Here is a 21431-nt window from a genome sequence, read left to right as displayed (position 1 = left end):
TCAGCCGCGCGCGACGTTCGCTGCCCGCGCAGGTTGCCGGCTGCGCCACTGCTGCGGCGATTCGCCGGTCCAGCGCCGGAAGGCGCGCGTAAAGGCGCTGTGTTCCGAATAGCCGAGCAACCAGGCGACTTCCGCAAGCGTCAGCCGCGGATCGTTCAGGTGGTCGATCGCGAGCCGCCGCCGCGTGTCCTCGCGCAGTATCCGGAAGTTGAGCCCGAGTTCGGCAAGCCGTCGATGCAGCGTGCGCGACGACACATGCAGGTCCGCGGCGATCTGTTCGAGGCTCGCTTCGCCCTGCGTCAGCAGGCGCGCGACGGCTTCGCGCACCGACTGTTCGAGATCGTCCGTCTGCCGCAGCTCGGCAAGCAGCGCGCTCGCCTGGCGTTCCATCATCTGCAGCAGTGCGTCATCCGGTTGGCGCAGCGGCTGCATGAGCAGATGCAGCGGGAACGCGAGGCGGTTCACCGGCTGGCCGAATCGCACCGGGCAGCCGAAATAGTCGATGTACGGTTGCTCGTCGCCGGGCGACGGATGCACGAAGCAGACCTCGTCGGGCCCGTGATGCGTGCCGGTGATGTTGCGTGCGAACTGGACGATGGCCGTCAGCGCCACTTCGTCGACGAGCGGGCCGAGCGGCTCGGGCGCGTCGTGCCATTCGATCGCGACCGACGTCGCCTCGACCCGCACCTCCATGCGCGCGACGTTCGCGATCAGGTGTTCGTATTGCTGCCAGCGCGCGAGTGCGGCGCCGGCATCGCGGCACGCATGGAGCGCATAGCCGAGCGCACCGAGATGGGCGGGCGTGATTCGCTGGCCGACGTGCAGGCCGAGCAGCGGATCGTCGAGCGCGCGCACCGCGCATTCGAGCAGGCGCCGCCAGTGAGCGCTCGCATACAGCGTGAGCCCGCGATCGTCCTCGGGCGGTCGCGCCTCGCCGAGCACGCGCGCGGCATCCTTGCCCTGCTCGGACAGATAGTCGAACAGCAGCCGCACGTAGGTGCTCGAGTAGTAGACGCGCTGCGTCGATAGCGGGGAGGCGGCGGGCATGGCGGAAAGTGTCAAGTAATCGTCGGCAAGTGTCAACGCGCGGCGACCCGTGCGCGACCATACTGCCGGTCAGTTCTTGATCGAGGCCGCGAACATGCCGACCGAGTTGATGACGTGGCTCCATGCGTTCCTGGGTAACGACGTGGACTGGAAGCAGGTGCTCCTGATCGGCATGACGCCGGTCTTCCTGATCGCGTTCGCGATCGAATATGCGGTGATGACCGGGCGCGGCCGCCGCGAGCCGTTTCGCTGGAAGGAGATCGTCGCGAACCTGTCGCTCGGCGCAGGCTATCAGGTGGCCGAGACCGTGATGGGGCTCCTGTTCACGGGCGCGATCTTCGCGTGGGTCTACCGGCACCGGCTGTTCGACGTGCCGGTGAACGGCTTCACGATCGTGCCGATCTTCGTCGTCGTGGAGTTCTGCTACTACTGGTTTCATCGCACGTCGCATCGCGTGCGCTGGTTCTGGGCCGCGCACGTCCCGCATCACAGCGGCGAAGTGATGAACTTCACGACGGCGATGCGGCAGTCGCTGCTGAACGCGTTCGTCGGCGTGTTCGTGTTCTACCTGCCGCCGGTGTGGCTCGGCATCCCGCCGGCCGTCGTGCTGTTCCTGCTTGCGGTCGATCTCGCGTACCAGTACTTCGTGCATACCGAAGCGATCGGGCGGCTGCCGCGCTGGTTCGAGTACGTGTTCGATACGCCGTCGAACCATCGCGCGCATCATGGCCGCAATCCGCGTTACATCGACAAGAACTACGGCGGCGTGCTGATCATCTTCGATCGCCTGTTCGGCACGTATGTCGAGGAAACGGAGCCGGTCGACTACGGGATCACGCAGCAGATTCGTTCGTATAACTTCCTGGTGCTGAACCTGCACGAATTCGTCGACATGTGGCGTGACGTGCTCGCACCCGGGCCCGCCCTGCAGCGGCTGAAACACCTGTGGATGCCGCCCGAGTGGGAGCGGCCGGGGCATCGGCCGATCCATACGTGGAGTGTCGAGCGCAAGGGCGAGGAGGAGGCCGCGACGGCATCGCGTGCCATGCCTGATGAAGGGGCGTCGGCGTCAGGGCGCAAGATCGTACAAGCCGCGGGTACGCGATCCGGCTAACCTGCGTGCTTTCCTCGGCGAAAGGCGCGGCGGGCAATGACGAAGAAAGTATTCTGGGACGATCCCTACCGGACGACGCTGGATACCGTCGTCAGCCACGTCGACGGCGATCGCGTGCGGGTGGACGCCACCATCTTCTTTGCGTTTTCCGGCGGGCAGCAAAGCGACGCGGGGTCGCTGGGCGGCTATCCGGTCATCCAGGCCGACAAGCAGGGCCTCGACATCGTCTATACGCTGCCGCACGATCATGCGCTGAGCGTCGGCGATCGCGTGACCTGGCGCATCGACTGGGCGCGGCGGTACCGGCTGATGCGTCTGCACTTCGCGGCCGAAATGGTGCTGCAGCTGGTCTATCGGCTCAGGCCCGGCATCGAGCGCATCGGCGCGCATATCGGGCCGGACAAGGCGCGCATCGATTTCGTGAGCGACACGAGCGTGGCGCCGCTGTTTCCCGAGATCGAATCGGCCGCGGCCGACCTGTCGAAGCGCGACCTGCGCATCGTGACCGATTTCAGCGATGTCGATGCGCAACGCCGATTCTGGCGGGTCGACGGCTTCGCGACGATGGCGTGCGGCGGCACGCATCCGGCGTCGACCGGCGAGATCGGCATGCTGACGCTCAAGCGCAGGAATACCGGGAAAGGCAAGGAGCGGATCGAGGTGATGCTGGTCGAGCCGGAGAGCGCCGGCGGGTAGCGGGGTGAGCGGGTTGCGTCATCCGCTGCCCGCGTCACCTCACTGATACCCGTAACACTGCTTCAACCCCGCGTAGTCATAGAAGTGGCTGCCGGGCGCGATCTTCGCGCCGTCGCACGCGGCCTGGAAATCCGTTTCGCGCTCGTTGTACAGCATCTTCACGATGAGGCGCGAGCCGTTGCGGTAGACATCCCACTGCATGTTCGCGGCCATCGGTGACACCTGATCACCGCGCCACGGATTGCTCGCGTATGTATAGGTCTGCGCCTGCGGCGTCGGCACGAACACGTTCTTCAGGTTCATGATCGACGCGAACGGAATCACGATCTCCGCGTGCGTGAAGCGCAGCTTCGCGGCGCGGGTCAGATCGCCGCGAGCGATCGCATCGACTTCGCCGAAGAAATCGTCCTGCAGCACCTTCGCCATCCGGTACGTGACGGGGTTCGCTTCCTGGATGCCCGGCCCCTTCTGGTAGTAGTCCTCGGCATCCTGCAGATACGCGAGATACTGCGCCTGCTCCGCGCCGATGTACTTCTCCATCGTGACGCCGCCGGTTTCCGCGGTCATCGCGGGCGCGACCTGCAGCAGGTTGTACAGCACGTTCACCGCATCGACGGCCGTTGCGATCTTCGTCTTGCCGTCGCCCTTCAGCGTGTTGGTGAACTTGCCGTCCGCCGACGTGAATGCATAGGTGCCCGTGTTCGCGAACGTGTAGCCGTCGGTGCCGAGCTTCGCGATGAAGGCCTGCGACACCAGCGCGGACAGCACCGTCTGCGCGACGTCGGCCGCCTGCGGCGCGGCCTTGATCGCGTTGAGCTTTGCGGCCACCGTCGCGTCGTTCGCATAGGCCTGGTATGCCTGGCTCGCCTGATAGGTCGCGTAGTACGGATTGCCGGTGTCGGTTACGAGATCGGTGGCCGGCTTCAACGAGTGGAAATACAGCAGGAAGCGGTTGGTGCCGGCCGGCTGCGCGACCGGCGCGTTCGCGGGATAGCCGGACGGCGCGGCGGGCAGCGTGATCGCCGTGGCCAGCGCCGGCTGCGCGGCCACGAGCGACGCGGAGAAATACGTCGAGCTGTCGACCGCGCGATCCTGGCCCGAGTTGACGACGACGACCTGCCGGTTGCCGGCCGCGAACAAGGCCGGCAACCGCTGCGCGAGCCGCGCGGCGAGCTGCTGGTGTTCGCGGATGCCGGTTTGCGTGAGATTGCCGTACCCGGGCGTCGAGATGCCCGCCACGCCATAGCCGAGCAGCGCATTGGCCTTCATCATCGCGTAGGTGTCGGCCTTGAGCTGCGCGCCGAGCGTGGTCAGTGCGCCGTCGGCCTCGGCCTTGACCAGCATCGCGTAGATCGCGCCGTCGTACTTGAAGCCCGACAATCCACGCGAGCCGTGGCGCGCGACGAGTTCCGTATAGACGGGCGCGTAGCCGGCGGGCGGCGCTTCGTACGTCGCGGCGTCCTGCTGCGGACGGTACGGCGTCTTCGTCTGGTAGTAAGTCGCGGGTGTCGGCTTGGGCTGAGGCTGCGGTTGCGGTGCGGGCGTCGAACCGCTGTTGTCGGCAGAGGCCGCGGGCGGTGTCGAGTCGTCCCCGCCGCAGGCAGCGAGCAGCAGGCAGGTAATCGCGAGGGCGGTGGCGGTGCGGATCGGGCGTGTCATCGTGGCGTGCAACGGGCGGGACGAGGCAGGTTCGCGTCGTCCCGTCTCCGGGCGTGATCGGTCAAGCCCGGAAGTGTTGCAAGCGACTTTGACAGCAGAATGTCAGGATTCGGTCGGGCAATCGTCGGATTGCCGCCGGATCGAGGAAGGCCGGCCACCGTCGGCCCGTGTGCCGGCGTTCAGTGCAGGCCGGCCGATGCGATCGAGCGCACGGTGTCGGTGATGTTCACGCAGCGCGACAGGCCGAAATGCTCGGCTTCGCGGCGCTCCGGTTCGCTGCTCGCAATTGCCACCGCGCGTTCGGGCGGTACGCCGAGCGCTTGCAGCGCGACGTCGAAGGGATGCTGATTTGATCCGGAGTCCTGCTGATTGGCGTCCGTGACGACGACCGAGAAGCGGTCGAGGTTCGCGCGGCCGAACTGGCCTTCGAACATGTCGCTGAGCCGTGCGGCCGGCAGCGTCGTGACGAGACCGAGTCGATATCCTTCTTCCGATGCTCGGTCGAGCCACTGGATGATCGCGTCGCGTTGATGGCGCGATTCATGCGAATCCGGTGTTGCTTCGATTTGCGCGAATGCTGCGTCGAGACGGGTGACGATGGCTTCGATGACCACGGTGATTCCTCTTCAGAGACGTGATGATCCGTTCGCCGACGGGAATGCCACACACCTTAGCGTCGTTCCGGAAAACGCGACCAATTAATATTTATAGCCGACCCATACGATTCGACTAATGAATGGGACGTCGAGCCAATGTGGACGCGGGATGCGTGTCGCACGGCCTACTTCGCGCGAATCGCATCGTATCGACGGCCTTCGATGTGATGCACCAGATTCGCGCACGCGGTGAATGCACCGCGCATGTGCATATGAAAAAACGGCATATCGAGCGATGCACGCCCGATATGCCGTCTTGCGATCCCGCGTATGAACAGGCGTGATCAGTGCAGCTTGATCGACGGCTGGTTGCGGCTTTGCAGCCAGTGGCTCAGCGACTGGAACAGCGCGCGCTTCACGCCGACCACGCTGAACAGGTGCTTGCGATACAGGAATTTGTACAGCCCGATCGCGGCAAGCCCGTCGACGATCAGCGAGCGCGAACGCACACTGATGTCGGCCTGGTACACGGCGCCCGCATGCCCGAGCGACACGACGGTGCCTGCATCGCGGAACGTGAAGCCCGCCACCGGCTTGCCGGCGACGCGCCGCGCGAACGCGTTGACCAGGTACACGGCCTGCTGATAAGCGACCTGCGCACGCGGCGGCAGGAAGCCGTTCGCGCCGCCCGTCGGGCAGGCGGCGCAGTCGCCGAACGCATACACGTGCGGATCGTCCGGCGTCTGCAGCGTATCGGTCACGATCACCTGGTTCGAGCGGTTGAGCGCGATGTCGCCGATCTGCCGCAGGAACGCGGGGCCCGCCACGCCGGCCGCCCAGATCGTGATGTCGCTCGCGAGCCGTTCGCCGGTCGAGGTCGTCACGGCGTCCGCACCGACTTCCGCCACGCGGGTATCGGTCAGCACGTCGACGTTCAGCGCGCGAAGCTGCGCGTGCATCTTGCCGGACAGCCGCTCGTCGAGCGCCGGCAGGATGCGCGGGCCGCCTTCGATCAGCCGGATGTGCACGTCGCGTGCGGACACCAGCGCCTTGAAGCGGTACGTCGTCAGCTGCTGGATCGCATCGCGCAATGCCGCTGCCAGCTCGACGCCCGTCGCGCCCGCACCGATCACGTTGATGCAGATCGGCGCCGCGCGCCGCGCGGGCTGCTGCTCGGCCAGGTGATTCGCCTTCGTGCAGGCCGCGAGGAACTTCCGGCGGAAATCCTCGGCCTGGTCGAGGTTCTCGAGCGGCAGTGCGTGGCGCGCCGCACCCGGCACATTGAAGAAGTTCGTCACGCTGCCGACGGCGAGCACGAGATCGTCATAACCGAGCTCGCGCTGCGGCAGGATTTCCGTGCCGTCCGCGTCCTGCACGGCCGCGATCGTCGCGGTGCGTGCCGCGCGGTCGACCTGTTGCAGCGCGCCCTGCACGAAGCGGAAGCCGTGGCGCTTCGCTTGCGCCGCGTATTCGATCGTGTGCGAGGCCGGGTCGCGATGGCCCGATGCGGCTTCGTGCAGCAGCGGCTTCCAGAAGTGCGTCGGATAGCGGTCGACGAGCACGACTTCGGCTTGTCCGCGGCGTCCGATCGTATCGCCGAGACGCGTGGCGAGGTGCAGGCCGCCGGCGCCGCCGCCGACGATCACGATGCGCGGCAGGCGCGGGGCGCGATCCGTTGCAAGGTTGGGCGTGGTGTTGTCCATGTAGGGCTCCCGCTTTAATGACGATTCGGATGACATTGCTCAAGAACCGACGATATAGTTTCGAACCTACTCGAACAATTTAATGTTTATAAGCGACTCATATGTATTCACTTATAGGAAAGACCGCGACGTTCCGGCAGCTGAAGGCGCTGGACATGATTGCGCGGCTCGGCAGCGTGTCGCGGGCGGCCGAGGAACTGAACCTGACGCAGCCGGCCGTGTCGCTGCAGGTGCGCCTGCTCGAGGAGGCGGTGGGTGCCGCGTTGCTGCAGCGGGTGGGGCGCGGCGTGCAGCTGACCGCCGCCGGCGAGATCGTGTCGCGCTATGCGCGCGAGATCCTGCATCTGTGGAGCGAGGCCGGTGACGAAGTGGCCGCGCTGACGGGCGATCTCGGCGGCACGCTGCGGATCGGCGCGATCACGACGGCCGAGTACCTGATTCCGCCGCTGCTCGTGAAATTCACCGCGACGCGTCCGCATGTGAAGACTTATTTCAAGGTGGGCAATCGCGACGACATCATCCGCATGCTCGCCACGCATGAAATCGATCTCGCGGTGATGGGCAGCGCGCCGAAGGAACTGCGCACGCATGCGGTCGAGTTCGCGAAGCATCCGATGGTGTTCGTCGCGGCGCCCGGCCATCCGCTGATGCAGCGCAAGCGCGTCGCGCTGAAGGATCTCGAATCCGCGCACCTGCTCGTGCGCGAACGCGGCGCGGGTACGCGCTCGACCGTCGAGAGCCTGTTCAAGAACGCGGGCTACCGGTTCCATGTGGGCTCCGAACTGTCGAGCAACGAGGCGATCAAGCAGATGGCCGAAGCGGGGCTCGGCGTGGCGTTCCTGTCGTTGCACGCGTGTGCACTCGAACTGCGCACCGGGCTGCTCGGGCAACTGCCGTTCCCCGGCAACCCGATCGAGCGCGAGTGGTATGTGGTCACGCTCGCCGACCGGCGCATTTCGCAGGTCACGGGGCTGTTCCGCGATTTCCTGATCAAGCAGGGCGCGCCGGTGATCGACGGCGCGACGGTGGCGCCGCACGAGCGGCGGCGCAAGTAGGCGGATGCGTTGACCGGCCGGTCAGACGAGCCCGAAGTCGTCGTTGCTGTCGGGGATCGATGCGAGCAGCCGTTCGAGCCGGGTCCAGCCGACGATGCGCAGGCACCAGGCGGCGATGGTGGCGAAGGCGGTGCGGTCGTTGCGGGGGCCGGATGAGGGGCGATTGGCGGAAGGCGAGCGCACGGTGAACGCGGCGCGTTGCACGAGGCACTGATGGGGCATGACGGTCTCCGTAGGTGTCGGATGGGGCCATCGTAAGCGGTGCGGCACCCGCCGGCGCGCACGCAAGGATGGCCCTGAGCAGGAACGGATGATCTTTTTCTGCTCGACCCGGGGCGGGCCGCCGGCAGGCCCGGCAGACCGCCCGAAAACGCGTCACAATGCGCGTTCGACATCCCGATCCACAGGAGGAAGGCCATGAGCGATGCGATTCTCGCGGCGCCGACGGACAACGGCGTCCCGGTCAGCCTGCGCTCGAGCCGCGGGCTCGGCTGGCAGGGCTTCGGGGCGTCGCTGCTGGCCATCCGCGCGGGCACCTACCGGATTCCGGCGGCCGAGCATCACCGGATCGGCGTGCATATCGGGTCACCCGTTCGCGCGGATTGCGTGTGCGACGGCGAGCGTGTGTCGCGCATCCAGGCGCATGGCGACGTCGACGTGATTCCGGCCGGCCTGCCCGGCCAGTGGACCGACAGCGCCGACTGCCAGATCCTCCATATCGCGCTCAGCGACACCTTCGTGCGGCGGACCGTCGAACAGCTCGAACTGAAGCCGTCGCAGGGGCAGATCCGCCGCCGGCTGCAGGTGCGTGACCCGCGCCTGCAGCACATCGCGTGGGCGATGGCCGCCGAACTCGAAGCGGAAGACGCGTCGGATCCGCTCTATGCGGAAAGCCTGTGCACGGCGCTCGTCGCGCGGCTGGTCGACGGCCAGCCGGCATTCCGCGAGCGCCGCCGCACGCTCGCGCCGAAGGCGGCCGCGCGCGTGATCGACTACGTCGAAGCGAACCTGGAGCGGCGCATGACGCTGGCCGAACTCGCGGCGCTCGTGTCCATCAGCGTGCCGCATTTCAAGGTGCTGTTCCGCGAGACGCTCGGGATGCCGGTGCACCAGTACGTCGTGCGGCGCCGGGTCGAGCGCGCGAAGGCGTTGCTGCTCGAAGGCCGGCTCAGCATCAGCCAGATCGCGCTCGAGGCCGGGTTTGCGCATCAGAGCCACATGGCGAACTGGATGAATCGCGTGCTGGGCGCGACGCCGACCGAGATTGCGCGGTCGGGGGCGCGGGGCGGGCTGCGGCTCGCGTATGACGGCGAAGGTAGCGGGGGTGACGCGTAGCGGAGCGATGGCGCCGCGCCGGAGATCAGTCGTCGCGCCGGATCCCGGGGCAATTGTCCAACAGGCTCCCGGACTGTTCCTCGGCTAGAGGCAGACCGTACGATTCGACGCGGAAGGCGAGGCAGCGGACGGCCCGCATGACAGCCGCCAGCCAATCCGTCATCCTTTCCTGCTGGTTTCATCCCTCCGTGCGCGCCGTTCCCGTCGCGCAAACCGACAATCACCGCACTTTCATCCTCTCAGGAGCGAATCGTGTTCGTGATCTTCGGTGCATCCGGCAACGTCGGCCAGTCGACCGTGACGGCCCTACGCAACGCCGGCCATCCCGTGCGCGCGGTATTGCGCGACGCACGCCATCGTGAACGTTTCGCGCAGCTTGGCTGCGACGTCGTGACCGCAGAGCTGACCGACGCGAACGCGGTCGCATCGGCGATCGACGGCGCGCGGGCCGTGCAGATCCTGTGCCCGGTGCCGGTCGCCGACCCCGATCCGGCCGCGACGATGACGCGGACGATCGACGTCGCGGCTGCCGCGCTCGCCGCCAACCCGCCGCCGGTGCTGCTCGCGCTGTCGGACTACGGTGCGGAGCGCGACGGCAATACGGGCATCACGCGTCTGTTTCATCACTTCGAGGAACGGCTGCGGACGATCCCGACGCACGTGACGCTGCTGCGTTCGGCTGAGCATCTGCAGAACTGGACGCGCATCCTGCCGGTCGCGCTCGGCACCGGCGTGCTGCCGAGCTTTCACCATCCGGTCGGCAAGGTGTTCCCGACGGTCTGGGCGCCTGATGTGGGCGTCGTCGCGGCGCGGCTGCTGCTCGATGCGCCGGAAGGCGGCAATGGTCCGCGCATCGTCAGTGTCGAAGGGCCGCGGCGGGTGAGTGTGACGGCGATCGCCGATACGCTCGCCGCGGCGGCCGGCCGGGCCATCGTCGCGCATGAGTTGCCGCGCGAGACGTGGGCCGCGACGCTGCTGCGCGCGGGCCTCAGCGAACGACATGCGCAGTTGATCGTCGATCTCTACGATGTGCACAACGCGGGGCAGATCGACGTCGAGGAGGGCGTGTCGGAGCGGCTGTATGGCACGACGACGCTGGCCGATGCGCTCGCGCAACTGGTGCGCCAGCACGCGCGATAACAGTGGCGGCGACGCGCGTGGCGCATCACGCCGATCGCCGAACCTTGTTCAGTACCGCATACGAAAGTGACCCGATCACGATCCCCCAGAACGCGGCGCCGAGCCCGAGCCACGTCATGCCTGACGCGGTTGCGAGGAACGTGATCAGCGACGCCTCGCGGTGGTTCTCGTCCTCGAAGATCCCGTGCACGTTCGCGCCGATCGCGCCGATCAGCGCGAGCCCCGCGAGGATCGCGACGAACGCCTTCGGCAGCGCGAAGAACACCGTGACGATCGTGCCCGCGAAGAGCCCGCCGATCAGGTAGATTGCCCCGTTCGCGAGCCCGGCGATGTAGCGCCGGTCCGGATTCTCGTGCGCGTCCTTGCCGGTGCAGAGCGCGGCCGTGATCGCCGCGACGACGATCGTGATCCCGCCGAAGCACGCGACCACGAGCGACATCACGCTGGTCGCGGTGATGATCGGCCGCGCGGGCGTGTGATACCCGGACACGCGCAGGATCGTCATGCCCGGCAGGAACTGGCCGGTGAGGCTGACGACCACGAGCGGCAGCGCGAGGCTGAGCGTCGTGCCGAGCGTCCATTCGGGCGCGATGAAGATCGGGTGCGCGAGGCTCGCCGACACGTTGCCGAGATGCGTCATCCCGAGCAGCGTCGCGAGCGCGGCGCCCGTCAGCAGCACGAGCACGATGCTGTAGCGCGGCAGCAGGCGCTTGAAGATCACGTAGGCGGCGATCATCCCGAACGCGAGCGCGGGCTGCTCCGACGCGGCGGCGAACGCATGCGTGCCGAACGGCAGCAGGATGCCGGCCATCATCCCGCACGCGATGCCGCGCGGAATGTGGCGCACCAGCCGGTCGAAATAGCCGGTCACGCCGATCAGCAGGATGATCAGCGCGGCCGTGATGTACGCGCCGACGGCCTGGTTGAGCGTCAGTTGCGGAAACAGGCCGACGAGCAGCGCGGTGCCGGGCGCCGACCACGCGGTGATGACCGGCACCTTCAGCTTCCAGCTCGCGAACAGGCCCGAAATGCCCGCGCCGATCGAGATCGCCCAGACCCACGACGACACCATCGCATTCGACGCATGGGCGGCCTGCGCGGCCTGGAAGAAGATCGCGAGCGGGCCCGCGTAGGAAATCAGTACCGCGAGAAAACCCGCGGTAATCGCGGAAACGGACCAGTCGTTGCCGATCGCGCGGATTGCGCCGGGCGGGGTGTTCGGTTGCATCGTCGTGGGGGCATGCGGCGCGCGGCCGGGAGCAGAGCCGGGGCGAATGATTGTTGGAAGCCCCGGACGAGCCGCCATTCTGGGCATTGCCGACGCAATTGGCAATGCGCGGGCGGGAGCAAGAATGTTGGCGTTTCGTAAGGAATGCGCGGCGGGGCGGACGAATCGTCGGCTCCGCCGCACGTCACGTGCTGATCTGCAGCACCTTGTCGACCACCGCCACCTTCACACCGCTGCCCGTCGACAACGACGCCGTGCCCTGATCGAACGGATGCACGGGCGTATCGGTCGGCGTCCACGCATGGCGCGCGAGCAGTTCGCGATACCCGCCGCGAATCACGAAGCCGCCGCACTTCCGCGCATACGCGTCGCGGCGCATCCGGTACGCACGCGGCAGGTCGTACCACGGCAGCTTCGGCAGGTCGTGATGGACGAGGTGATAGTTGTTGTTCAGGTACAGCAGCCGCATCGCGAAGCCGGCTTCATTGATTGCGATGCGCGCCTTCGGATGCGGCGCGGCGCGGTGCTCGTACAGCGAGCGGATCATCGCGATCGACAGCGCGGGCCACGTGACCACGAGCAGGTAATACCACCACGGCACGCCGATCGCCCATTGCAGCCACGCGAGCAGCGCAACCACGCAGGCGATATGCATCGCCCACATCGGCAGATAGCGAAAGTCGCCGCGACGAAACGCGGCGAATGCATCGATGCACATCGCAAAGATGCTCAACGGCGGCCCGGCGATGAAGCGTCCGATGAAAGTCTTGCGGGCGACCGTCAGCACGCGGCGCCAGCGCGGCAGCTGCGCCCAGCGTTCGCGCGTGACGTAGTTCGTTTCGGGATCGACGCCCGGCACGGTCAGGTCTTCGTCGCGGTGGTGGTCGAGGTGCGTATCGCGATACAGCGTGTACGGATACCAGACCGTCAACGGCGGATAACCGAGCAGCTTGTTCACGAGGGCGGAGCGTGTCGGGTGGCCGTGCAGCAGCTCGTGCTGTAGCGACAGGTGCCACGCGCCGAGCAGGATCAGCGGCAGCGTCGCGGCCGCGAGCGACAGGGTGCCGTCGCGCACGAGCAGCAGCACGGCGAGCCAGCCGCCGTAGATCGCGACGACCAGCAGCCAGGTCGGCCACTCGGTGCGGGCGGTGAAGCGGGTGTCGAGCGCGGCGATCGCACGCGCGTGGTCGACGTCGAAGTATTCGGCCATGGCGTTGAGGCGGATTGAACGGGCAGTGCGGGGAACGAGCGGTTGAACCGGTGCGCTCGGCCCGGGTGCGCAGGTGTCTCGCGGATCACGGTCGGCCTGTCCGTTATCACGTGCAATGGCGATGCTCGGGCAGGCATCAGGACGGTACCGGGATCGCGCCGCCCGGCCAACCAATCGATTCGCATTTGCTTATCGTCGAGCGGCCGATAAGCTTCGGGCGTGCTGCGCGACGATCAGCCCCCGTTTTACTGTGATCGAATCGGGTTTCGCTGCGTGAGCGTCGATGCGTAGAATGCCCGCATGAACTCATGGATCGCCGCCCTGCCGATGTATAACGTGACGCCGCGCCACGATGCGCTGTGGCGCGCCCTGCTGCGCGACACGCTCGATGCGTTCGCGAACGCGGGCGGGCCTGCCGATGTCACGCTTCCCGACGAACCCTTCGCCGACCTGCACGCGCTGTGGCGGCGCGACGATCTGCTGCTGTCGCAGACCTGCGGCTACCCGTACCGGATGCTGGGCCTGCGCGATGTCGTGCGACTGATCGCAACCCCCGTGTTCGATGCGGATGGTTGCCACGGCGCGCACTACAGCAGTGTGCTGGTCGTGTCGGCACGCGCGCATGCGGGCGGCGCGACGACGCTCGCCGCATGCCGGGGGCTGCGGGCCGCATTTAACGGTAGCGATTCGCACAGCGGGATGAACGCGCTCCGGCATGCGGTCGCGCCGCATGCACGCGACGGACGATTCTTCGGATCGGTTGCAGCGCTCGGTTCGCATCTGAACGTGCTGCGTGGGCTGGCTTCAGCGGAAGCCGATTGCGCGGCGATCGACTGCGTGACGTTCGCGTATGTGCGCGACGCGTTGCCCGAGCTGCTGCAGGATATCCGGATTATCGGGATGACGGCCGCTGCGCCGGGATTGCCGTTCATCGCATCGCGCGCACTCGAAGATACACAGGTCGCTGCTTTGCGAGATGCGCTCGACCGCGCGGTGGCGACCGATGTGGAGCGGGCGCGCGTGCTGCGGCTGAAAGGATTCGAACGGCTGTCGCCGGATGACTACGAGGCGATTGCGCGGTTGGAGCAGGAGGCTGCTGCGCACGGGTATCCGGCGCTCGCATAGCAAGCAGGCGATGCGGGCGGCTTGACGGGGCGGCGGCCGATTGCCGAAAGCGGGGCGACGACGGCAGGTTGCCCGGGGCGATGCAAGGTCAGGGGCAGATTCAGGTTGGGCTTAGGCGCCACGGCGCGGCGATGCCGCCGCGACGCCTTCACGTTACCGCTTATTCTTCGTCCATCAACCGGACCTTGACCCGCTTGCCCTTGATCTTCCCGGCATTGAGCTTGCGCAGCGCATCGCGCGCCACACCGCGCTCGAGCGCGACATAGGTCGAGAACTCGGTCACGTTGATCTTGCCGATCTGCTTGCCGTCGAACCCGGCGTCGCCGGTCAGCGCGCCGAGCACGTCGCCCGGGCGGATCTTATCCTTGCGCCCGCCGAGGATCTGCAGCGTTTCCATCGGCGGCGTCAGCACGCCGTCGTCGGCCGGCGTCAGTTCCGCGAGCGGATGCCATTCGACGTCGCGCTTCTGCGCCTGCTCGATCGCACCGACGCGGCCCATCTCGTCCATGCTCGCCAGGCTCAGCGCCCAGCCGTCCTGATCCGCGCGGCCGGTGCGGCCGATACGGTGCACGTGCACTTCGGGGTCGGGCGTCACGTCGACGTTGATCACCGCTTCGAGCTGCGCGATGTCGAGCCCGCGCGCGGCGACGTCGGTGGCCACCAGCACCGAGCAGCTGCGGTTCGCGAACTGGATCAGCACCTGGTCGCGTTCGCGCTGGTCGAGCTCGCCGTGCAGCGCGAGCGCGTGGAAGCCCTGCGCGTGCAGCACGTCGAGCAGGTCGCGGCACTGCTGCTTCGTGTTGCAGAACGCGATCGTGCTCACCGGCCGGTAGTGGTTCAGCAACTGGCCCACCGCATGCAGCCGCTCGTCCTCCGTTACTTCATAGAAGCGCTGGCGGATCTTGCTGTTGTCATGACGCTCTTCGAGCTTGATTTCCTTCGGGTTGCGCAGGAACTGCTGGCTCAGCTTCGCGATGCCGTCCGGATAGGTCGCGGAGAACAGCAGCGTCTGGCGCGTGGTCGGGCACATCCGTGCGACCTTCGCGATATCGTCGAAGAAGCCCATGTCGAGCATCCGGTCGGCTTCGTCGAGCACCAGCGTATTCAGCACGTCGAGCTTCAGGTTGCCGCGATCGAGGTGATCCATGATGCGGCCCGGCGTGCCGACGACGATATGCGCGCCGTGCTCGAGGCTCTGCGCCTGCGGGCGCATCGGCGTGCCGCCGCACAGCGTCAGCACCTTCACGTTCTCTTCGGCGCGCGCGAGGCGGCGCACTTCCTGCGCGACCTGGTCGGCGAGTTCCCGCGTCGGGCACAGGATCATCGCCTGCACGTCGAAGCGGCGTGCGTCGAGGCGCGCCAGCAGCGCGAGCGAGAACGCGGCGGTCTTGCCGCTGCCCGTCTTCGCCTGCGCGATCAGGTCCTGGCCGGCCAGCGCGACCGGCAGGCTCGCGGCCTGGATCGGCGTCATGTCGACATAGCCGAGCTGCGCGAGGTTGGCGAGCGTGGCGGGCGTCAACGACAGCGCGCTGAACGGCGTGGCGGTCGGCTGGGTCATTCCAGGTCTCCGAGGTAGGGGCGGCCTTCCATCTGCTCGTAGACGACCTTGCCTTCGTCGTCCTCGAAGCGTTCGAGGTAGTTGCGCGCGCCGCACAGCGGGCAGCGGAACAGCAGCCCCTGGCCTTCGTCCTTGATGACGACGTCGGACTGCTCCCACGGCGTGCCGCAGCTCTGGTTTCGGCAGGTAAACACGGTCTTTCTCCAGCTGAATTCGGTTGATGGCGCGCCCGGGCGGGCGCGGCAACGGCGGGCGGCGCTCGCGCGGCTTGGGCGCGGGCCGCACCGGGCGTCGCTTGGATTGCGTCGATGCGGATGATGGATCGAGCGGCGACAGGGTCGCGCGTGCCGCAATTCTAGCGGAAGCGGGCGGCCCGCCGGGCGGTTTCGCCCGCGACCCGCCAAGAAAAACGGCCGCCCCGGAGGGCGGCCGTGTCGTGCGGCGCGAGGGTGTCGCGCGGCGCTCGGCGCGTTACAGCGCCATGTCGGTCGCCGCCTTCGCCGGGCGGGCCGGCGCGGTGCCGGTGGCCTGCGACGGCGTGCTGAGGTCGATCTTCGGCGGCGGCGACAGCTGCAGCACGTCGCTGGTGGTCGTCCATTCCTCGACGACCTTCGCCGGGCTGTCGTTCAGCTTCGTGCCGTAGCTCGGCACGATCTGGCGGATCTTCTGCTGCCACTCGGGCGTCGCGACCTTGTCCTTGAACACCTTCTTCATCAGGTTCAGCATGATCGGCGCGGCCGTCGACGCGCCCGGCGATGCGCCGAGCAGGCCCGCGATGCTGCCGTCCTGCGACGCGACGATCTCGGTGCCGAGCTTCAGCACGCCGCCCTTGACCGGGTCGCGCTTGATGATCTGCACGCGCTGGCCGGCTTGCCACAGGCGCCAGTCTTCCTTCTTCGCGTTCGGGAAGTATTCCTTCAGCGCGTTGAAGCGGTCGTCGTCGGACAGCATCAGCTGGCCGGCGAGGTACTGGACCAGCGGGAATTCGTCGACGCCCACGCGCATCATCGGCGCGACGTTGTGCGTGTTGGTGCTCTTGAGCAGGTCGAAGTACGAGCCGTTCTTCAGGAACTTGGTCGAGAACGTCGCGAACGGCCCGAACAGGATGATCTTCTTGCCGTCGATGATCCGCGTGTCGAGGTGCGGCACCGACATCGGCGGCGAGCCGACCGACGCCTTGCCGTACGCCTTCGCCAAGTGCTGCTTCACGACTTCGGGGTTGTCCGTCACGAGGAACGAGCCGCCGACCGGGAATGCGCCGTAGTCCTTCGCCTCGGGGATGCCCGATGCCTGCAGCAGGTGCAGCGCACCGCCGCCCGCGCCGATGAACACGAACTTCGCGTCGACCGACTGCGCCGGTTCATCCGAGTGCAGCTTGACCCAGCTCACGTGCCACGTGCCGTCGGCATTGCGCGAGATCTCGCGCACTTCGCTCGACAGCGACAGCGTGAAGTTCGGCTGCGTCTTCAGGTAGCCGACGAACTGGCGCGTGATCTCGCCGAAGTTCACGTCGGTGCCGATCGGCGTCCACGTCGCCGCGACCTTCTGGTTGCGGTCGCGGCCTTCCATCATCAGCGGCACCCACTGCTTGATCTGGTCGTAGTCTTCCGAATACTGCATGCCGCGGAACAGCGGGCTCGCCTGCAGCGCTTCGTAGCGCTTCTTCAGGAAGCGGACGTTGTCGTCGCCCCACACGAAGCTCATGTGCGGCGTCGAGTTGATGAACGCGTGCGGGTTCTTCAGCACGCCCTGCTTGACCTGCCACGCCCAGAACTGGCGCGAGATCTGGAACGACTCGTTGATCTCGATCGCCTTCGAGATGTCGATCTTGCCGTCCGCCTTCTCCGGCGTGTAGTTCAGCTCGGCGAGCGCCGAGTGGCCGGTGCCGGCGTTGTTCCAGCCGTTCGAGCTTTCCAGCGCGACGCCGTCGAGGCGCTCGACCATGGTCATCGACCAGTCAGGTTGAAGCTCGTGCAGCCAGACGCCCAGCGTCGAGCTCATGATGCCGCCGCCCACCAGCAGGACGTCGACCTTCTTCGTATCGGCGGCATGCGCGGACGATGTCGCGACGCACAGCGCGAGCGCCGACAGTATTACCCGTAACGTTTTGATCACAGCAGATCCCTTTTTCAACTTGGATGCATCGGTTTGCCAAGCCGCCCGGCGCGGGTGTCGATCGCGATGAAACACGGATCCGGAGATCCGGACACGCGAATCCGGAATTCCGGATCGACGCCGCACGCCGTTGCATTTGCGCACGCGAAGCCGTCGGGAAGGACACCTTCGGATCGGCTGCCTGCGGGCAGGCAAGCGCCTGCGTCACAGTGGCGCACTACGCGCCCGGGCCCTTGCGGCAAGCCTGAGCGGAAGACGCTTCAGGCTGCGTGGAAAGAGGCCGCGCGCGACGCGTTTTGCGGAGGCGGGGTGGCAAGGGGCGCGTAATGTAACCGAACTCGTTTGCTGTGTCACAAACGAAAAAACCCGTTGTTTTTGTGGGGTTTTGTGTGTGTCCGGGTTTCCGGAATGGCGGTCGCGGGAAGCGGGAAAGCTGGGGATAACTGCGCGGGATCGGGGGTGTCGGGCGCGGCGTCGCACCGCGTCCCGATCACGTCATGCCATGTTGCGTCACTTCGCGAAATTGTTCCGGCAGAACTGCTCGTACGCCTGCGCCGAATTCGCGAAGCCCTTCTGCTTCGCGAGTTCCCAGGGGCGCTCGCATTGCTGCGTTTGTTCGCACCACGAATAGCCGGCCGACGGGATGCAGCCGTGCGGATCGCGATCGCTGCCGGGCATCGGCGGCGGGGGCGGCGCGGCAGCCTCGGCCGGCGCCGACGCGGCGGCCGGCTCGGTGGGTTGCGCCGCACAGGCGCTCAACGCGAGCGCGCAGGCCATGGCGGCGGCCAGCGAAGCAGACGGAAGAAGACGTTTCATCAGGTAGCGCTCCATGGGATGACGATCGACAACGGATGCCCGGGCACGGGCGCGGAACAGCATGAACGGTCAGTCGCCCGGCACCGGCACGCGCGACGAGAACTTCACTTCACGCAACGCGAGGCTCGACTGGATCGACGACACCCCGGCCTGCTTGCGCAGCACGTGCTCGACGAATTCCGCGTACGCGTCGAGATCGGCCGCGACGACCTGCAGGATGTAGTCGGCCGCGCCGGTGATCTTGTGGCAGGACGTCACTTCGTCGTGACGCCGCATCACGTCCTCGAAGTGATCCGAATCCTGGCCGGAATGCATGTTGAACGTCACCTGCACGAACGCGAACACGTTCATGCCGAGCGCGCGCCGGTCGAGGTTCGCCTGGTAGCCGGTGATCACGCCTTCGTCCTCGAGCCGCTTGCGGCGGCGCCAGCACGGCGTGACGCTCAGCGACAGCTTCTCGCCGAGCGTCGCGTTCGACAGCGCGCCGTCGTCCTGCAGCAGGCGCAGCATGGCGCGGTCGACGCCATCCAGTTCGACCGAAGCGCGATTTTTGCTCATTTCCGGGAATCCGTAGGCGGTTTTCTCAAAATTGTACGAAACGCGCGCGTCGAAAGCAAAGCTATTGCCGGTTGCCGTCAATAAACTGTTGCCACCCTCACTGCAACACCCAACCATGCTCACGGTCTACAGCAGCGATCACCACCTGCATCGCGGCGTCGAACTGAAGGACGGCGCGATCACCGATTCGTTCGAAAACCCCCTTCGCGCCGAAACGGTGCTCGCGCAGGTGCGTGCCGCCGGCCTCGGCGACGTGATCGCGCCGAAGCCGTTCGACCGCGCCCACTACGCGGCCGCGCACAGTGCCCGCTACGTCGATTTCCTCGCCGGCGCATGGGACGAGTGGGTCGCCACGGGCCGCACCTGCCAGGCGCTGCCGCTCGTGTGGCCGGTGCGCGCGATGCCGGCCGCAGCCACCGCGCCCGCGTTCATCGACGGCAAGCTCGGCTTCTATGCGATGGACGCGGGCGCGCCGATCAACGCCGGCACGTGGGATGCCGTGAGCGCGAGCGCGAACTCGGCGCTCACCGGCGCCGACCTGCTGTCGAGCGGCGCGGCGCGCGCGGCGTTCGCGCTGTGCCGCCCGCCCGGCCATCACGCGGGCCGCGAGTACATGGGCGGCTATTGCTACCTGAACAACGCGGCGATCGCGGCGCAGCACTGCGTCGCACAGGGCGCCACGCGCGTCGCGGTGCTCGACGTCGATTTCCATCACGGCAACGGCACGCAGGACATCTTCTACGACCGCGCGGACGTGCTGTTCGCGTCGATCCACGGCGAGCCGCCGGTGTCGTATCCGTACTTCTCCGGCTACGCGGACGAGCGCGGCATCGGCGCGGGCGAAGGGTTCAACCTGAACCTGCCGCTGCCGAAGGGCACGCTGTGGGACACCTACTCGGCGGCGCTCGACCACGCGGCCGCCGCGATCGCCGCGCATGCACCCGACGCGCTCGTCGTGTCGCTCGGCGTCGATACGTTCGAGCACGATCCGATCAGCCATTTCCGGCTGCGCTCGCCCGACTATCTGCGCATCGGCGCGGCGCTCGCGCGCCTGAACGTACCGACGCTGTTCGTGATGGAAGGCGGCTACATGGTCGACGAGATCGGCATCAATGCGGTCAACGTGCTGCTGGGATTCGAAGGGCGCGCGTAACGCGCGGCACCGCAGCCGTGCCGCCGACAGGGTCGCGGCCCACGGTGCAGGACGCGCTGCATCACTGACCGAAACCGATTCGTCATCCGAACCACAACACGTCCCGCGTTGAACGGGGCCCACAAGACTGACCAGGAGACAGACATGCTTCGACATTCCATGACGGCATTCGCGGCAGCGGCGGCGCTCACGTGCGCGCTGTCCGCACACGCGGACGAGATCGTGCGCATCGGCCACGTCGCACCGCTGACCGGCGCGATCGCGCACCTCGGCAAGGACAGCGAGAACGGCGCGCGCCTCGCGGTCGAGGAAATCAATGCGAAGGGCCTGACGATCGGCGGCAAGAAGGTCACGCTGCAACTCGACGCGCAGGACGACGCGGGCGATCCGCGCACGGCGACGCAGGTCGCGCAGCGGCTCGTCGACGACAAGGTCATCGGCGTCGTCGGCCATCACAACTCGGGCACGTCGATTCCGGCGTCGCGCGTCTATCGCGACGGCGGCGTCGTGCAGATCTCGCAGGCCGCGACCAACCCGACCTACACGCAGCAGGGCTTCAAGACGACCTATCGCGTGGTGGCGACCGACGCGCAGCAGGGGCCGGCGCTCGCGATGTATGCGGCGAAGAACCTGGGCATCAAGACGGTAGCGGTGGTCGACGATTCGACCGCGTACGGCCAGGGCCTCGCGACCGAGTTCGAGAAGGCCGCGAAGGCCGCCGGAATGAAGGTCGTGTCGCGCGATGCGACCAACGACAAGGCGATCGACTTCCGCGCGATCCTCACGAAGATCAAGGGCGCGAACCCGGACGCGATCATGTATGGCGGCATGGACGCGACGGGCGGCCCGCTCGCGAAGCAGGCGCGCCAGCTCGGCATGCGCGCGAAGATCCTCGCCGGCGACGGCGTGTGCTCGACCGACCTGCCGAAGCTCGCGGGCCCCGCGTCCGACAACGTCGTGTGCTCCGAGGCCGGCATCGCGCTCGAGAAGATGCCGGGCGGCGCGGCGTTCGCGAAGCGCTACGAAGCGCGTTATCACCAGCCGATGCAGGTGTATGCGCCGTTCTCGTACGACGCCGTGTACATCATCGTCGACGCGATGAAGCGCGCGAACTCGACCGATCCGGCGAAGGTGCTGGCCGCGATGCCCGCGACCGACTACAAGGGCGTGATCGGCGAGACGAGCTTCACGCCGCAGGGCGACCTGAGGCACGGCGCGATCTCGGTGTTCACGTACAGGAGCGGCAAGAAGGCGCTGCTCGATATCGTGAAGATGTGATGCGGCGGTGAAGTTGCATTGACGTTGCGAAGGCCGCGAAGCAGG

The 21431-nt window shown here is 67.1% G+C and carries 20 protein-coding genes; 8 read left to right on the top strand and 12 right to left on the bottom strand.

Translation table 11 applies throughout. The features are described 5' to 3' along the window. A complete protein-coding gene (locus QZM35_RS28220; protein WP_089431975.1) occupies positions 1–1047 on the bottom strand; it encodes an AraC family transcriptional regulator in 1047 nt (348 codons plus the stop codon). A 94-nt stretch (positions 1048–1141) separates the two neighbouring features. Between QZM35_RS28220 and QZM35_RS28215 the strand changes: the two genes are divergently transcribed. Both QZM35_RS28215 and QZM35_RS28210 read left to right on the top strand, forming a co-directional pair. Beyond that, on the top strand, positions 1142–2161 hold the full coding sequence (locus QZM35_RS28215) for a sterol desaturase family protein (protein WP_301777321.1): 1020 nt from the start codon (positions 1142–1144) through the stop codon (positions 2159–2161). Positions 2162–2197: 36 nt separating this feature from the next. Next, complete coding sequence (locus QZM35_RS28210) at positions 2198–2857, top strand: alanyl-tRNA editing protein (RefSeq protein WP_301777263.1); 660 nt, start codon at positions 2198–2200, stop codon at positions 2855–2857. A 39-nt stretch (positions 2858–2896) separates the two neighbouring features. On the opposite strand, the gene QZM35_RS28205 is transcribed toward QZM35_RS28210, so the two are convergent. The 3 genes from QZM35_RS28205 to QZM35_RS28195 all read right to left on the bottom strand — a co-directional run bounded on the left by QZM35_RS28205 (position 2897) and on the right by QZM35_RS28195 (position 6815). Next, a complete protein-coding gene (locus QZM35_RS28205; protein ID WP_301777262.1) occupies positions 2897–4516 on the bottom strand; it encodes a histidine-type phosphatase in 1620 nt (539 codons plus the stop codon). A gap of 179 nt (positions 4517–4695) precedes the next feature. Then, complete coding sequence (locus QZM35_RS28200; RefSeq protein ID WP_043178987.1) at positions 4696–5130, bottom strand: phosphatase; 435 nt, start codon at positions 5128–5130, stop codon at positions 4696–4698. 326 nt (positions 5131–5456) lie between these two features. Further along, positions 5457–6815, bottom strand: a complete 1359-nt coding sequence (locus QZM35_RS28195) for an NAD(P)/FAD-dependent oxidoreductase (RefSeq protein ID WP_089428580.1) — start codon at positions 6813–6815, stop codon at positions 5457–5459. Between the two features lie 101 nt (positions 6816–6916). Here QZM35_RS28195 and QZM35_RS28190 point away from each other — a divergent pair, with 101 nt between their 5' ends. After that, positions 6917–7870, top strand: a complete 954-nt coding sequence (locus QZM35_RS28190) for a LysR family transcriptional regulator (protein ID WP_046548935.1) — start codon at positions 6917–6919, stop codon at positions 7868–7870. 21 nt (positions 7871–7891) lie between these two features. Here the strand turns inward: QZM35_RS28190 and QZM35_RS28185 are convergent, their stop codons facing one another. Beyond that, on the bottom strand, positions 7892–8092 hold the full coding sequence (locus QZM35_RS28185) for a hypothetical protein (protein WP_089428579.1): 201 nt from the start codon (positions 8090–8092) through the stop codon (positions 7892–7894). A 195-nt stretch (positions 8093–8287) separates the two neighbouring features. On the opposite strand from QZM35_RS28185, the gene QZM35_RS28180 reads away from it, so the two are divergent. Both QZM35_RS28180 and QZM35_RS28175 read left to right on the top strand, forming a co-directional pair. Continuing rightward, a complete protein-coding gene (locus QZM35_RS28180) occupies positions 8288–9205 on the top strand; it encodes an AraC family transcriptional regulator (RefSeq protein WP_089428578.1) in 918 nt (305 codons plus the stop codon). 252 nt (positions 9206–9457) lie between these two features. Further along, the gene (locus QZM35_RS28175; protein ID WP_174975485.1) at positions 9458–10345 is read left to right on the top strand and encodes an NAD(P)H-binding protein; all 888 of its coding nucleotides are present in this window, start codon (positions 9458–9460) and stop codon (positions 10343–10345) included. Positions 10346–10370: 25 nt separating this feature from the next. Here QZM35_RS28175 and QZM35_RS28170 read toward each other — a convergent pair whose 3' ends face one another. Both QZM35_RS28170 and QZM35_RS28165 read right to left on the bottom strand, forming a co-directional pair. After that, a complete protein-coding gene (locus QZM35_RS28170) occupies positions 10371–11573 on the bottom strand; it encodes a benzoate/H(+) symporter BenE family transporter (protein WP_174975516.1) in 1203 nt (400 codons plus the stop codon). Between the two features lie 184 nt (positions 11574–11757). Beyond that, positions 11758–12783, bottom strand: coding sequence for a fatty acid desaturase (locus QZM35_RS28165; protein WP_174975484.1), 1026 nt, complete (start codon positions 12781–12783; stop codon positions 11758–11760). A 300-nt stretch (positions 12784–13083) separates the two neighbouring features. On the opposite strand from QZM35_RS28165, the gene QZM35_RS28160 reads away from it, so the two are divergent. Next, positions 13084–13908, top strand: coding sequence for a phosphate/phosphite/phosphonate ABC transporter substrate-binding protein (locus QZM35_RS28160; protein WP_301777261.1), 825 nt, complete (start codon positions 13084–13086; stop codon positions 13906–13908). A 160-nt stretch (positions 13909–14068) separates the two neighbouring features. On the opposite strand, the gene dbpA is transcribed toward QZM35_RS28160, so the two are convergent. The 5 genes from dbpA to QZM35_RS28135 all read right to left on the bottom strand — a co-directional run bounded on the left by dbpA (position 14069) and on the right by QZM35_RS28135 (position 18955). Next, positions 14069–15466 carry an ATP-dependent RNA helicase DbpA gene (dbpA, locus tag QZM35_RS28155; RefSeq protein WP_301777260.1) on the bottom strand — a complete coding sequence of 466 codons (1398 nt, stop codon included), beginning with the start codon at positions 15464–15466 and terminating at the stop codon, positions 14069–14071. Continuing rightward, positions 15463–15660 (bottom strand): hypothetical protein, encoded by a 198-nt coding sequence (locus tag QZM35_RS28150; protein WP_011356541.1) that lies wholly within the window; start codon positions 15658–15660, stop codon positions 15463–15465. Before QZM35_RS28150 ends, dbpA begins: the two co-directional genes overlap by 4 nt. A gap of 277 nt (positions 15661–15937) precedes the next feature. Beyond that, entirely contained in the window at positions 15938–17599 is a 1662-nt protein-coding gene (gene mqo / locus QZM35_RS28145; RefSeq protein ID WP_301777259.1) for a malate dehydrogenase (quinone), read from the bottom strand. 492 nt (positions 17600–18091) lie between these two features. After that, on the bottom strand, positions 18092–18397 hold the full coding sequence (locus tag QZM35_RS28140; protein WP_089433238.1) for a hypothetical protein: 306 nt from the start codon (positions 18395–18397) through the stop codon (positions 18092–18094). 69 nt (positions 18398–18466) lie between these two features. Next, on the bottom strand, positions 18467–18955 hold the full coding sequence (locus tag QZM35_RS28135) for an Lrp/AsnC family transcriptional regulator (protein ID WP_174975480.1): 489 nt from the start codon (positions 18953–18955) through the stop codon (positions 18467–18469). A gap of 115 nt (positions 18956–19070) precedes the next feature. Here QZM35_RS28135 and QZM35_RS28130 point away from each other — a divergent pair, with 115 nt between their 5' ends. Further along, entirely contained in the window at positions 19071–20108 is a 1038-nt protein-coding gene (locus QZM35_RS28130) for a histone deacetylase family protein (RefSeq protein ID WP_174975479.1), read from the top strand. 144 nt (positions 20109–20252) lie between these two features. Beyond that, a complete protein-coding gene (locus tag QZM35_RS28125) occupies positions 20253–21386 on the top strand; it encodes a branched-chain amino acid ABC transporter substrate-binding protein (RefSeq protein WP_301777258.1) in 1134 nt (377 codons plus the stop codon). The last annotated feature ends 45 nt before the right edge of the window (positions 21387–21431 follow it).

This window comes from Burkholderia sp. AU45274 (assembly GCF_030482505.1).
GTDB lineage: Bacteria > Pseudomonadota > Gammaproteobacteria > Burkholderiales > Burkholderiaceae > Burkholderia.
The sequence above is the reverse complement of the archived record's forward strand: the minus strand, read 5'-3'. Positions and strand labels throughout refer to the sequence as shown.